The sequence below is a fragment of the Agromyces sp. H66 genome (genome assembly GCF_004959775.1).
Taxonomy (GTDB): Bacteria; Actinomycetota; Actinomycetes; order Actinomycetales; family Microbacteriaceae; genus Agromyces.
Genome location: NZ_SJZG01000001.1, coordinates 594,287 through 607,234, shown reverse-complemented (window position 1 = coordinate 607,234; position 12,948 = coordinate 594,287). Strand labels below are relative to the sequence as shown.

General features: G+C 69.7%; 11 protein-coding genes. 3 read left to right on the top strand and 8 right to left on the bottom strand.

The window, feature by feature from the left end; genetic code table 11:
• Window positions 1–47: 47 nt before the first annotated feature.
• Window positions 48–758 (top strand): glycosyltransferase family 2 protein, encoded by a 711-nt coding sequence (locus EZM51_RS02910; RefSeq protein WP_136706703.1) that lies wholly within the window; start codon window positions 48–50, stop codon window positions 756–758.
• 5 nt (window positions 759–763) lie between these two features.
• Entirely contained in the window at window positions 764–1,150 is a 387-nt protein-coding gene (locus EZM51_RS02905) for a DUF2304 domain-containing protein (RefSeq protein ID WP_136706702.1), read from the top strand.
• 66 nt (window positions 1,151–1,216) lie between these two features.
• On the opposite strand, the gene EZM51_RS02900 is transcribed toward EZM51_RS02905, so the two are convergent.
• From EZM51_RS02900 to EZM51_RS20440, 5 genes are all read right to left on the bottom strand, one after another.
• On the bottom strand, window positions 1,217–3,544 hold the full coding sequence (locus EZM51_RS02900) for an FG-GAP-like repeat-containing protein (RefSeq protein ID WP_136706701.1): 2,328 nt from the start codon (window positions 3,542–3,544) through the stop codon (window positions 1,217–1,219).
• A gap of 132 nt (window positions 3,545–3,676) precedes the next feature.
• Entirely contained in the window at window positions 3,677–5,632 is a 1,956-nt protein-coding gene (locus EZM51_RS02895) for a DUF6541 family protein (RefSeq protein WP_136706700.1), read from the bottom strand.
• An 88-nt stretch (window positions 5,633–5,720) separates the two neighbouring features.
• On the bottom strand, window positions 5,721–6,719 hold the full coding sequence (galE, locus tag EZM51_RS02890) for a UDP-glucose 4-epimerase GalE (protein ID WP_136706699.1): 999 nt from the start codon (window positions 6,717–6,719) through the stop codon (window positions 5,721–5,723).
• Window positions 6,716–7,564 (bottom strand): glycosyltransferase, encoded by an 849-nt coding sequence (locus EZM51_RS20445; protein WP_349236054.1) that lies wholly within the window; start codon window positions 7,562–7,564, stop codon window positions 6,716–6,718. Before EZM51_RS20445 ends, galE begins: the two co-directional genes overlap by 4 nt.
• Window positions 7,564–8,511, bottom strand: a complete 948-nt coding sequence (locus EZM51_RS20440) for a glycosyltransferase (RefSeq protein ID WP_169053760.1) — start codon at window positions 8,509–8,511, stop codon at window positions 7,564–7,566. The genes EZM51_RS20445 and EZM51_RS20440 overlap by 1 nt, the downstream gene beginning before the upstream one ends.
• A gap of 149 nt (window positions 8,512–8,660) precedes the next feature.
• Between EZM51_RS20440 and EZM51_RS02880 the strand changes: the two genes are divergently transcribed.
• Complete coding sequence (locus EZM51_RS02880; RefSeq protein ID WP_136706698.1) at window positions 8,661–9,794, top strand: glycosyltransferase family 1 protein; 1,134 nt, start codon at window positions 8,661–8,663, stop codon at window positions 9,792–9,794.
• A 34-nt stretch (window positions 9,795–9,828) separates the two neighbouring features.
• Here EZM51_RS02880 and EZM51_RS02875 read toward each other — a convergent pair whose 3' ends face one another.
• From EZM51_RS02875 to EZM51_RS02865, 3 genes are all read right to left on the bottom strand, one after another.
• Entirely contained in the window at window positions 9,829–11,199 is a 1,371-nt protein-coding gene (locus EZM51_RS02875) for an LCP family protein (RefSeq protein WP_136706697.1), read from the bottom strand.
• Complete coding sequence (gene purE / locus EZM51_RS02870; RefSeq protein ID WP_136706826.1) at window positions 11,196–11,663, bottom strand: 5-(carboxyamino)imidazole ribonucleotide mutase; 468 nt, start codon at window positions 11,661–11,663, stop codon at window positions 11,196–11,198. The genes EZM51_RS02875 and purE overlap by 4 nt, the downstream gene beginning before the upstream one ends.
• Window positions 11,664–11,787: 124 nt before the next feature.
• Window positions 11,788–12,918: a 5-(carboxyamino)imidazole ribonucleotide synthase gene (locus tag EZM51_RS02865; RefSeq protein ID WP_211195807.1), complete on the bottom strand. Its 1,131-nt coding sequence runs from the start codon at window positions 12,916–12,918 to the stop codon at window positions 11,788–11,790.
• Window positions 12,919–12,948: the final 30 nt, after the last annotated feature.

Sequence of the window (12,948 nt, the reverse complement as noted above, 5' to 3'; positions counted from 1 at the left end):
ATCCGGGCACTGTCGGCAAGCTTATCGCGTTCTGCAACAATGGTCAGATGCAGGTACCCGCGCCGGAGCCGGCGACCGACCCCCGCCGGCACGCCGCGGACACATGGGTCGTCATCCCGCTCTACAACGAGATTTCGGTCATCGCGCGCGTCGTCGGCGAGCTCGCGGCCTACTTCGATCACATCGTCTGCATCGACGATGGAAGCGCCGATGGGAGCGCGGCATCCGCGGAAGCGGCCGGAGCTCGAGTGCTGCGTCACCCCATCAACCTCGGGCAGGGTGCGGCGTTGCAGACGGGTTTCGAGTACGTCGTCGGACGCAACGAGGCGGACTACATCGTGACCTTCGACGCGGATGGACAGCACCGCGTCGAGGATGCACTGGAGATGCTCGACCTCGCGAAGAGCCAGGATCTCGCCATCGTGTTCGGGTCGCGCTTCCTCGATGATCGCACCGATCCCGGCTGGCTGAAGCGGGTGATGTTGAAGACCGTGGTCTGGGTCACGAATCTCACCACCGGACTTCGGCTGACCGATGCGCACAACGGGCTCCGCGTCATCAGGGCGGATGCCGCGCGTGCGATCCATCTGGAGCAGGATCGCATGGCGCACGCCACCGAGATCGTGCTGAAGCTCGGGCGCACCAAGCTGCCCTGGAGGGAATACCCCGTGGAACTCCTCTACACGGACTACTCGAGGGCGAAGGGCCAGTCGGTCCTGAACTCGGTCAACATCCTCGTGGACCTGTTGGTGCGATGAACGTCATGTGGATCCAGCTCCTGCTCGTCGTCGGCGTCATCACCGTCGGCCTCTTCCTCGCGCGCCCGACCGGGGGCGACAGCCACCTCGCACTCCGCCGGCTGTTCATGGCGGCCTTCGTGATCGTGGCGATACTGTCGATTCTCTTCCCTCAGTGGCTGAGCTGGCTCGCGAACCTCATCGGTGTCGGTCGGGGGGCGGACCTGCTCCTGTACGCGCTCGTCCTCGCGTTCCTCGTCTTCGTGGCCACGACATACCGCCGGAACGTGGCCACGAACCGGAAACTGACATTGCTCGCGCGCCAGATCACGCTGGCTCAGGCCGCGACCGAGGATTCGGCGTCGATCCACCGGCCGCATGAGGGGACTTCGAACGACGACGCGGCTCACTGACGCTCGGAGACCGTCGCCCGGTCGACATGATCGAGTTGCGTCCGAGGCGACACTCGGATCACGCCCTCAGTCGATCACGTTCATCGAGCCCCAGCCCGATCCGATCTGCTTCGGCAGCTTCCAACCGCCCGCACCATCGCCCGGGTAGAGCCACAGCGCACCATCCGGGCCGCGCGCCACCACATCGGGATGGAGATCGCCATCGAAGTCGCCGGGGCTGAACACGAGCTCCATGGCGCCCCACCCGTGACCGATCTTCCGCGCCGCCGCGAAACCCTTGGCACCGTTTCCCGCATAGAGCAGCGCGTCGCCGCTCGAGGAAATGGCGATGAGATCGCTGAGGCCGTCGCCGTCGAAATCACCAGGGCTGATGATCCGGGTCATGCCCGCCCAGCCGGACCCGATCTGCTGCGGGTTCCCGAACCCCCCTGCGCCGTTCCCGGGATAGAACCAGAGCCGACCGGCGGCATCCCGCGCGAGCACATCCGATCGGCGATCGTTGTCCGCATCGAGGCCTCCGACGAGCGCGGTGAATGAACCCCACCCGATGCCGGACTTGATGCCTGTCGTGAGGCGACCCGAACCGTCCACTTCATAGCGCCAAAGATCTCCTGCGCCATCGCGTGCGAAGACGTCCCGTCGACCGTTCCGGTCGAAGTCACCGCCCGGGAAGATCGCGGTCATCGCCGACCACCCCTCGGCCAATCGTGACGGTGTCAGCCAACTGCCGCGGCCGTCTGTGGGATAGAGCCACAACGCCCCGTCGCTCGCGCGGGCAAGGACGTCGCCACTCCCGTTTCCGGTGACATCGCCCAAGCCCCCGGTGAGCGGCACGGGCGCGGTCGCCGGTCGACCAGGTCCTGCAACCGAGACCATCGACGACCACCCGGAACCCACCAGCCGCGGTGCGAGCCACCCAGCCCTGCCGGTGCCCGTGTACAGCCACATCTCGCCGCTCACGGTACGTGCGAGCAGGTCGTCGATCCCGTCGCCGTCGAAGTCCCCGGGTGAGACGATGCCGGCCATCATGTTCCAGCCATGTCCGACGCGCGTCGCTGGACCCCAGCCGGCGCGACCGTCACCCGGGTACAACCAGAGATCGCCGCTCGGGGCACGCGCCACAAGATCCACGAAGTCGTCCCCGTCGACGTCGATCCCGCCGGTGAGGCTGGTGAAGGCTCCCCAACCGATTCCGACGCGCCTCGCAGTGAACTGGCCGGTTCCGTTGTTCGCATGCAGCACCAGCGATCCATCGGATGCCCGTACGAAGAAGTCCTGCGTGCCATCCGTGTTGAAGTCGCCCGCGCCGACCACGGCCGTGACCGCACCGAACCCGTCACCGACTCTGATTCGGTCGTTGAAGCCTCCCAACCCGTTGGTCGGGTAGTTCCAGAGCACGCCGTCCCCGTCGATGGCCAGGAGATCTCGGTGCCCGTCCCCATCGAGGTCTCCGGCACCGGTGACCAGTCGCATGGAGGTCCAGCCCACTCCGCTCTGCATCGGCGGTCTCCAGCCACCACGGCCATCGCCCGGATACACGTGAAGGTCCCCGTCCGGTTCGAACGCATAGAGGAGCGGCACGGAATCCAGGGGCGCTGCGGGCGGGGCCGCCGGTGCGGTCGTCGGCCCGAACCAGTCCGTGAACATACGCCAGAAGTTCCGATTGCCGTAGCTCGAACAGGCGTCGCCGGTACCGTAGAGGTTCTTCAGGGCGGCCGCGTTCGGCCGATACGGCGTGTAGATGTAGAGGCCGGCTGTCGCCTGGTTCTGGATGTACACCTGCGACGAACCGCATGCGGTGTTCGGATGCCAGAGGATCGTGTTGAGCCGGCCCGCCTGGTACGCCCGGATCGAGGGATTCGCCCGATACTTCTTGAACTGCCAGGCCGCGTTGTAGACCTGGTTGAAGAAGCCGTAGTAGTTCGCGTCGCAATCCGCGGTGTCGGGGCATCCATAGCCGGTGGCCGACCGATACTGATACGTGCCCGGAGACGAATCGGAAACGAGCCCCTGCTCCTTCTCGAGAAGCACGACGAGCGCCTGCGGGTTGATGCCGCACGCGACTGCGACCTTGTAGATGATGCGTGCCGCGGACTCCCACTGGCCTGCATACGGTGCGCACCCCTCCGCGCGAGCCGGCTGGCTGCTCGTCGTCTGCCAGTAGTCCTTCAGGCACGTGTACCCCGCGCTGCAGGTCGGCACTCGCGCGTTGAGGAATGCCTGGATATCGTCGACCCCCATCGTCGCCGAGTTGTAGAAGACCTCATCGGACATGATCATGCCGGGATCGAAGTCCGCTCCGTTCGCCGCCTCGGCCCGCTCAGCTCCATCGCCCATGGCGGAAGCGGCCAGCAGCGTTCCCACCAAGGCCGCCGCCGCGAGCGTCGCGGTCACCCGCAACACCTTCTGTCGCATGGAACCCCCAACACGTGCTCATCCCCCGCGACATGCTACGTCGCAAGTGTCATGTGGGGACCATCGCTGTCCGGCGAGCCGCGTTGCGGTCGTCCGGAGCGACGCCATCCGTCAGTTGCAGGCATCCACGCGGTAGAGCACGGCCCCACCCTCGCGGTCGACCTCGACGAAGCCGGGTGCCTCCTCGAGGTCGAGCAGGCCCTCGTAGCCGGCCGTGCTGTCGAACGACAGTTCGTCGGCAGCGTCCCGAAAGTACGAGCCGAAGTCGAGCACCCACCTGACGTCGAGCGCGCGCACCGCATCGCAGACCTCGGGACTCGAGGCCGCCTCGTTGAGTTCGTGGTTCAGCAGGGCGATCTCGGGCTGCCACGGCGCATTGAAGTGCGGGTTGAGCACCGGCTGTCCGGCGAGCGCGTACGCGAGGTTGCTGCCCGTCCAAGGATTGCCGGCGGCGCGACCCTCGAGCCCGGTCGTCGCGGGGAGTCGCTCGATAAGGGCGAGCTCGTCGAATGTCAGGATGGGCGAGGTCGCACTCATCCGGTAGGCGGCACGAGCATGGTCGATGGCCGCGCGCATGGCCACGCCCTGCAGCGCGACCAACAGCAGGGCGACGCCGATCGCCCCGGCGACGAGGCCGACGCGCGAGCCCGCCTCGGGTCGCAGTCGGGCGACGAGACGCTGCACCTGCTTCCAGGCGAAGAGCGCCCCGGCGATGGCGACCGGCAGGCTCATCACCATGAAGAGGGTCGCCAGGCGGGGCGGGTCCTTGTAGAAGAGGCCGATCGTGAGGTTGCGGAGATCCGAGTGCGGGATCACCTCCGCGACGAAGAGGAGCCCGGCGCCGACGAGCCAGGTGCCGGCCATCCACCTGCGTCCGGGTCGCATCGTCGTGACGATCAGGCCGACGAGCACCAGGATCGCGAACGCGACCGTGGGCGGATCCCCCTCGACGAAGTAGAGGAGCACCTCGAAGACGCCCTCCCACGCCTCCACCTGCTGGCCCCACGGAGCGTTGAATCCGATCGCACCCACACGACGCCAGACGAACGCGATCACGCCGATGGCCACGACCGCGCCCACGATGATCGCCGCCCTCCGGCCGACACCGGGCGCACGCCGCACGAGGTCGACCACCGCCGAGACCCCGACCGGCAACGCGAACGCGAGGAGTCCCAGCGCCACCGCGGGCTGCGCGAGCGCCATCGCCGCCACCGTGCTCACCAGCATCACCAGCCTGGCCGCGACCGGCTCCCCGAGCGACGAACCCTTGCGCAGGAGCGAGACGATGAGCCCGAATGCCAGCGGCAGGAAGGCGACGGCCAGGAAGAACGGGAACAGCACGCCGAACGTGAGCATGAGGAGCGGGAACCACGGCAATCCCGCACTGAGCACCGCCGAGATCCAGACGGCGGCTCGGCGCTTGGGGAACAGCACGCGCGCGAGCAGGAGCACCGCGCCCGGCCACACGAACGCCGAGACCGCGATGCTCACGGCGTTCGCGGCGGCCGGGATGCCCGCACCGCTGCTCATGACCACGAGCGACGTGAGGTCGTGCCAGGCCGCGGGGTACGCGCCACTGCCGTTGATGACGCCGCTGATGGCGAAGGTCGACGCGTTCCCCGTGTCGAGGATGTGACGCACCGCGTTCAGGTGGAACCCGTTGTCGAACGTCTGCGAGATCGCATCCGGCCCGCCGATCCCGATGGCCAACTGCACCGAGATGACGACGGCGGCAAGCGCCCACGCGCCGATGGTCGTCCACGCCGGGACCGCGCCGGCTTCACGCTGCGGCGGCGAGAACGGCCACCGTCGACGCAGAAGCAGACGGATGACGCCCAGCACCGCTGCGGCCGCCACGACAGCCGCCAAGACGGTGAGCGGATTCCACGGCACGCCGAGCATGCCGAAGAGGATCGCCACACCGCCGATGAAGGCCACCGAGACCGCGCCGGCGCCCGCGGCGAGCGGCAGGCCCCGGACCCCGATCAGCCACAGTGCCGCGATGCCGGGCACGGCGAGCCAGCCGATCGCGACGAGCACGGCCGGGACGAGTTCGAGCCAGCTCATGCGGCTCGACCGCGCGTCAGGATCGTTTCGGTCGAGGCTTCAGGGACGCGGGGGGACAGCACGCCGTAAAGTGTAGCCGCTCGCCTCGTCACGCCCGGGCGCCAGCGGCTCGGTCCCGATCGATCCGATACCGGTGCGCCTGCCATGCCGACGCCACGACCTCGGGGAGGTTCCTGCGACCGCGCCAACCGAGCTCGGCGTTGATCCGCGTGGGATCCGCGATCAGCGCGGCGGGATCCCCCTCCCGCCGCTCGACGAACTCGGCCTGCAGTCGACGCCCGCTCGCCAGCTCGATCTGGCCGATCACCTCGAGCACCGACGCCGACGCGCCGGTCCCGACGTTGAACACGTCGAAGCCGGGGCCATCGTGACGGAGGTGATCGAGTGCGGCGAGGTGCGCCTCGGCGAGGTCGAGCACGTGCACGTAGTCGCGGATCCCGGTGCCGTCGGGGGTGTCGAAATCGCGGCCGAAGACGATCGGACGCTCACCGCGCTCCATGCGGTCGAGCACGATCGTGACGAGGTTGAGCGCCTTCGGGTCACCCAACTCGGGCCAGCCTGCTCCGGCGACGTTGAAGTAGCGGAGGCTCACGGCTCGCAGCCCGCAGACGCGGGTCACGTCGCGCAGCATCCATTCGCCGATGAGCTTCGTCTCGCCGTAGGGGTTGATCGGCGCGGTGTCGACCGTCTCGTCGACCACCGCCCGATCGGGCGCGCCGTAGACCGCGGCCGACGACGAGAACACGAATCGCTCGATGCCGGCGCGCTCGACCGCGTCGAGCACGTTGGCCAGCCCGCCGACGTTCTGCCGGTAGTACCACGTCGGCCGCAGCATCGATTCGCCGACCTGCTTCTTGGCGGCGAGGTGGATGATCGCATCCACGTCGTGCCTCTCTGCGATGTCCACCAGTCGGTCGGCCGCCCGCACATCCGTGAGGTCGAGGGCCTCGAGCGGGGCTCCGCTCACCCGGTCGCGCGCACCGGTCGAGACGTCGTCGACCACCACGACCCGGGTTCCGCGCTCGACGAGCAGGCGCACGACGTGGGCGCCGATGTACCCGGCGCCGCCGGTCACGAGCACGGTCACGGGTTCGCCTCCGCCTTCGGGGTCGGCCCACCGGCGACCAGCCGCCGATACGCGACCTTGCGCAGCCGCTCCGGCACGAACCGGTACAGGCCCCGCACGACGACGTTGCGAACGTACTCCGCCCGGGTCGTGAAGCGGATGTCCCGCATGGCCCGCTGCAACCGCAGCTCGCTGCGCCATTGCGCGCTCCCCCCGCGCCGCGCGTAGGCCCCCGCGCCGACCCGGTACATGACGAGGGGTTCCGCGAGATTGCCGACCCTGGCGCCGCTGTCGATCATCCGCGCGAAGAGCCAGTAGTCCTCCATGAGCCCGAGCGGCTGGTAGCCGCCCGCGCGTTCCACCGCGGCACGCCGGTACACGACGGTCGGATGGCTGAACGGATCGTGGAATCTCGCGTACCGCACGATGTCGGCCTGCTCGGTGCGCGGCACGCGCTGGCCCACGATCGAGCCGACGTCGTCGAGGAACTCGAGCATGCCGGTGCCGACGAGGTCGAGCCCGCCCTCGATGAGCGGGACCTGCTTCGCGAACCGCTCGGGAAGCGAGATGTCGTCGGCATCCATGCGAGCGACGATGTCGTGGTCGCTGAGCGACAGGCCCTGCGTGAGCGCCTCCGCCAACCCCACGTTCTCGGGGATCCGGTGATGCAAGACGGGCACGACCGACCCCTCGACGGCGGCCCGGATCGCGTCGTCCAGCTGCGGGGGCACCGGGCCGTCCTGCACGAGCACGACCTGGTCGGGGCGCCTGGACTGAGCGGTCACGCTCGACGAGAACGCCTTCGTGAAGTGGGCCGCGTCGTCTCCGCGATAGACGGGCATGAGGAGCGTGAACGGCTCGCCCATCATGCCTCCACCCGGGCCACCGCGTCGGCCGCCTCCCCGAGGTCGGCGAGCGACATCGCGTTCGGTCGCGGCCTCGTGCGCATGCCGTCGCGCCGTCCGCGCCGCCATCCGTCGCGCAGCACGTCGCGGTCGGCGGAGCGAAGGAAGGTCCGCACCCAGCGGCGCACGCTGGACCCGCCGTAGACGACCTTCTCGAACGGGCTGAGGCTCGTCGAACGCCGGAACATCCAGAGCTTGTTGCGCACCTCGTAGTAGAACCGGGGTCCCGGGTCGGCGTCGGTGGAGCCCAGCACCTTCGTCTTGTGCACGACCACGGATGCCGGCACGTGCACCCCTCGTCGGCCGCGGAGCACCCTCGTGGAGTACTCGAAATCGTCGTTCCAGATGAAGTAGTCGGCGATGGGGAGGCCCACCTCGCGCACGACATCGGCACGAACCAGCATCGACACGAACGAGGTGCTCCTGATCGGGATGCCTCCGGCCCTCGCCGCGGCGGCACGCTCACGCCGCGAGGCGAACGGCTTCGGGCGAGGCGTGTTCATCGGATGCTCGGTGCCGTCGGTCCACACGACCCTGGATCCGGCCGCCACGAGGTCGGTGCCGTCGACGGCGGCCAGCAGCGCCTCGAGCGCGCCGGGCTCCGGCACCGTGTCATCGTCCATGAGCCAGAGCCAGTCGGGGTCGTGCCGGTCGAGCGCGACCGCCATGCCGGCGGCGAAGCCGCCGGCGCCGCCGGTGTTCCTCGGCAGGGACACCAGGTCGACGAGTCGGCCGGCCGAGCGGGCGACGTCGGCCGAGTCATCCGTCGACGCGTTGTCGACGACGACGACCCGGGCGAGGGGAGCCCGCTGGGCGGCGAGCGCGTGCAGGACCTCGGCGAGGAGGTCTCGTCGGTTGTACGCGACGACGACGGCGACGACGCGGGGGCGCACAGGTGACGGACTCATCGGCTCTCGGAATCGGTGACGGGGACCACACCATCTTGCCCTGTCCGCGAGGCGGCTCCCTCCACAGGTGGTCGTTTTCCGCCTGATTCGGGGCGAGCCGACGGTAGATTGGTTCGGTTGCCGAGCCCCACCTCGCACGAAGGAGCAACATGCCCACGACCCTCCGGATGATCGTCGACCAGGTCGTCGCTCCGGTACCGGGTCCGCTGGGCATCTACACGCAGGCCCTCACGAGCGCCGTCATCGAGAGCACTCCCCCGGGCTGCCAGGTCGAGGGCATCGTCTCGTCCTCCCTCCCAGAGGACTACGACCGCGTGCTCCAGATGTTCCCGGGGCTCTCCGGCATCTACAAGACCTCGCTCGCGAGGCGCGAACTCGCCGCGGCCTGGCAGCTCGGGCTCACGACCTCTCCCGGCCCGGGCATGATCCACGCGCCGAGCCTCTTCGCGCCGTTGCGCCGCCATGACCACGCCGCGGGCGACCAGGTCGTCGTCACCGTCCACGACCTCCTCCCCTGGACGCACCCCGAGTCGCTCACCGCGACGACGGCCGCGTGGCATCGAGCGATGATGAAGCGCGCACGCAAGCACGCCGACGCGATCGTGGTCCCGACCCATGCCCTGGCCGAACGGCTCTCGACGGTGGCCGACTTCGGCGACCGCGTGCGCGTGATCGGCACGGCGCCCCGGCCCGGCCTCCACCTTCCCGCCGACGCAGCCGACCGCGCCCGCCGCCTCGGCCTCCCCTCCGACTACCTCCTCACCGCGGGCACGCTGGAACCCCGAACGGGCATCGTCGACCTGCTCGAGGCCCTCGGCCGCCCCGGGGTCCCCGACATCCGGGTGATCGTGCTGGGGCCGGAGTCGTGGGGCGAGGTGCACCTCGCCAACGCCGCCGAGGAGGCGGGCGTGCCTCCCGCGCGGGTGCGCGCCCTCCAGGTGGACGATCCCGCCGACCTCGCGACGGTCCTGTCGGCGGCGACCGCGTTCGTCGCGCCGAGCCACGACGACGGCGCCGGCACCTCGATCATCGAGGCGTTCAGCCTCGGCGTACCGGTGATCCACTCCGACGCCCCGGCCTACGTCGAGGTGTCGGCCGACGCCGGTCTCACGGTGCCCGTCGGCACCGTCGGATACGTCAACCGCCTCGCCGCGGCCGTCACCTCCGTCGTCGAGAACGACGCCCTCGCCGATCGGCTCTCGGTGTCGGGCACCGACCGGGCGAAGGCGTTCAGCTGGCTCGAGGCCGGCCAGCGCGTCTGGCAGTTGCACGCCGAGATCTGACGCGGCACGTCGGCCGCGCCGACGGCCCCGCGCCTCAGCCCTCGGCGGGAGCCTCCGTCGGCGGCACGAGCGCGCCGTCGATGAGCGAGCGGATGTACGCCCAATCGGGCTCCGTCGGATCGACGCCGTTCTCGGGCACGAGGTCGACGGACGTGACCGGCAGCTCCCTCGTCTTCGAGGCGAGGTCCACGAAGTAGCCCAGCATCGACTGGGGGATGTCGGTCTTCACGGTGTCGGCACCCGCGGAGGCGACCTCCTGGAACTTGGTCAGCACGTTGACGGGCGTGAACTGCTGGAGGATCGCCTCCTGCAGGATGCGCTGCCGCTCCATGCGTTCGTAGTCGCCGCCGGCCACCCCGTACCTGGCGCGGCCGTACCACAGTGCGTGGTAGCCGTTCAGGTGGTGCTGGCCGGGCTCGATCCAGCTGTCGACGTTCTCGTTGTTCTCGTCGCCGCCGATCGGGATGGGGGTCTCCACATTGATGTCGACGCCGCCGAGCGCGTCGATCAGCTGCTCGAATCCCTGCATGTCGATGAGCACGTAGTACTGGATCTCCAGGCCCGTCACGCCCTCGGCTGCGTCGCGCATGCCCTCGATACCGGGCTCGCTTCCCTCGGCGACCGCGTTCGGGTACATCTCGGGACTCTTCAGCTCCACCTCGGTGTAGATCGAGTTCAGCTGGCAGACATCGACCTCGCAGCCGTCGATCGCGCCGTAGCCCTCGGGGTATGCCGCGGCGAGCGGCGAACCGTCAGGGAACGGCACGTACTCCAGGTCGCGGGGCAGTCCGATCGTCACCGCCTGACCGGTCTCGGCATCGACGCTGATCACCCGCATGCTGTCGGGACGCATGCCCTCCCGATCGGGACCCGAGTCGCCACCGAGCAGCAGGATGTTGTAGCGCCCGTCGATCGGCGGCTCGCTCGGACCCGCGACGAACACCGACGAGAGGAAGCCGCTCGCCGCAGTGGCGAGGTAGGCGCCGTAGGCGGCCGTGCCCGACACGGTCGCCATCACGACGACCGCGAACGCGGCGACCCAGGCCCGGGCCGACGGCGTGGTCTTCACGAACCGCACCAGCCGCAGCGTGTCGAGCGTCAGGATCACCCAGAGCACCGCGTAGAACACGAGCACGGCGGCGATCACCCACAGCGTGACGGTCGTCGAGATCACCGTGTAGACCACCGCGGGCCAGAGCAGCCACACGACGAACGCCACGATCGCCAGGGTCCAGAGCGTGAGCGTGGCGCCCAGGCCGAAGCGACCCAGCCGGCGGTCGCCCGCGAGCACCTGCGCGGAGCCCGGGATGAGGAGGTTGAGCACGACGAGCCACCAGGCGCGGCGCGTCATGAGCGGGCGCGAGGTGGCGTCGGGGAAGCGGATCGGGCTGGCGGCGAGGCTCATCGGTTCGACTTGAGGCGCTCGTTCTTCTCCTCGACCAGGTCGGCGAGGGCGGTGGCGTAGTCGGCGAGCGCGGAGCTCAGCGCGGCATCCGATGTCGCGAGGATCTTGACGGCGATGAGCCCGGCGTTCTTCGCGCCGCCGATCGAGACCGTCGCGACGGGCACGCCGGCGGGCATCTGCACGATGGAGAGCAATGAATCGAGCCCGTCGAGCCGCGACAGCGGCACGGGCACGCCCACGACGGGCAGCGTCGTGACCGAGGCGAGCATGCCGGGCAGGTGCGCGGCGCCGCCGGCCCCGGCGATGATCACCTTGAGGCCGCGGTCGGCCGCCTGCTTGCCGTAGGCGATCATCTTCTCGGGCGTGCGGTGCGCGGAGACGACCTCGACCTCGTGCGCGACGCCGAACTCGTCGAGCAGTTCGGATGCCTCGCGCATGACGTTCCAGTCGGAGTCCGATCCCATGACGACGCCGACGAGCGGGGTGGTTGCTTCGGTCACCCGACGATCTTAGGGCCGGGCCCTGTGAGAAGCCGGGAGGGCGCGCAGCGCCCGCGGATCGAGGAGGCCGCCCGCGAGCAGCTGCAGATCAGTCCTGGAACACCGCCGCCGCGGCCCGCGCCTCGTACACGACGTCGTCGAGGTCGTCGCCGATGGCCGTGACGTGTCCCACCTTGCGGCCGGGGCGGGGCTCCTTGCCGTAGTTGTGCAGCTTCACGGTCGGATGTCCCGCGAGTGCCTCGTCGTAGCGCTCGGCGAGGGTGCCCTCCTCGGGGCCGCCGAGGATGTTCACCATCACGGCCCAGTCGGCGTGGCATCCGGTGCCGCCGAGCGGCAGGTCGAGCACGGCGCGGAGGTGCTGCTCGAACTGGCTGGTCGTCGACCCGTCCATCGACCAGTGGCCGCTGTTGTGCGGACGCATCGCGAGCTCGTTCACGAGGATACGGTCGTCGCTCGTCTCGAACAACTCGACGGCGAGCACGCCCGTGACGTCGAGGCCCTCGGCGATCGAGATCGCGACGTCGGCCGCGACATCCGCGAGCCGCCCGGCCGATCGCGGTGCGGGTGCGATGACCTCGCTGCAGATTCCGCCGACCTGCACGGTCTCGACGACGGGCCACGCCGCCACCTCGCCCGACGGGCGGCGCGCCACCACCTGGGCCAACTCACGACGGAAGTCGACGAGTTCCTCGACGAGGAGCGCCCCGCCGCGGCCGTCCTCCGCGATGGTCGCGAACCACTCGCCGACCTCGGCCGCGGAGCGCACCATGCGCACGCCCTTGCCGTCGTAGCCCCCGCGCGGGGTCTTCACGACCGCCGCGCCGCCGTGCTCGGCGATGAAGTCGTCGAGCTCGGCCGCCGACTCGACGCGCGCCCAGTCGGGCACCGGGAGGCCCAGCTCCGACAGGCGTCGGCGCATGAGCAGCTTGTCCTGCGCGACCTTGAGCGCCTCGGGACCGGGGCGCACCGTCACGCCCGCGTCGATCATCGCGTGCAGCACGTCCTGCGGCACGTGTTCGTGGTCGAACGTCACGACGTCGACCTCACGCGCGAACGCGAGCACGGTCTCGGCGTCCGTGTAGTCGCCGACCCGCTGCGCGGCGAGCGCCGCCGACATGCCCTCGGTCTCGGCGAGCACCCGGAGGTCGACTCCGAGCTCGATCGCCGCTGGGATCATCATCCGTGCGAGCTGCCCGCCGCCGATCACTCCGACCCGCACCCGTGCCCTCCGTCCGCCTGAAGCCGTCTG

What these genes read in the sequence shown, in the direction of transcription:
- EZM51_RS02910 (WP_136706703.1), top strand. Translation starts at nt 48, where the DNA reads ATGCAGGTACCCGCGCCGGAGCCGGCGACCGACCCCCGCCGGCACGCC.
- EZM51_RS02905 (WP_136706702.1), top strand. Translation starts at nt 764, where the DNA reads ATGTGGATCCAGCTCCTGCTCGTCGTCGGCGTCATCACCGTCGGCCTC.
- EZM51_RS02895 (WP_136706700.1), bottom strand. Translation starts at nt 5,632, where the DNA reads ATGAGCTGGCTCGAACTCGTCCCGGCCGTGCTCGTCGCGATCGGCTGG.
- EZM51_RS20445 (WP_349236054.1), bottom strand. Translation starts at nt 7,564, where the DNA reads ATGGGCGAGCCGTTCACGCTCCTCATGCCCGTCTATCGCGGAGACGAC.
- EZM51_RS20440 (WP_169053760.1), bottom strand. Translation starts at nt 8,511, where the DNA reads ATGAGTCCGTCACCTGTGCGCCCCCGCGTCGTCGCCGTCGTCGTCGCG.
- EZM51_RS02880 (WP_136706698.1), top strand. Translation starts at nt 8,661, where the DNA reads ATGCCCACGACCCTCCGGATGATCGTCGACCAGGTCGTCGCTCCGGTA.
- EZM51_RS02875 (WP_136706697.1), bottom strand. Translation starts at nt 11,199, where the DNA reads ATGAGCCTCGCCGCCAGCCCGATCCGCTTCCCCGACGCCACCTCGCGC.
- purE (WP_136706826.1), bottom strand. Translation starts at nt 11,663, where the DNA reads ATGGGATCGGACTCCGACTGGAACGTCATGCGCGAGGCATCCGAACTG.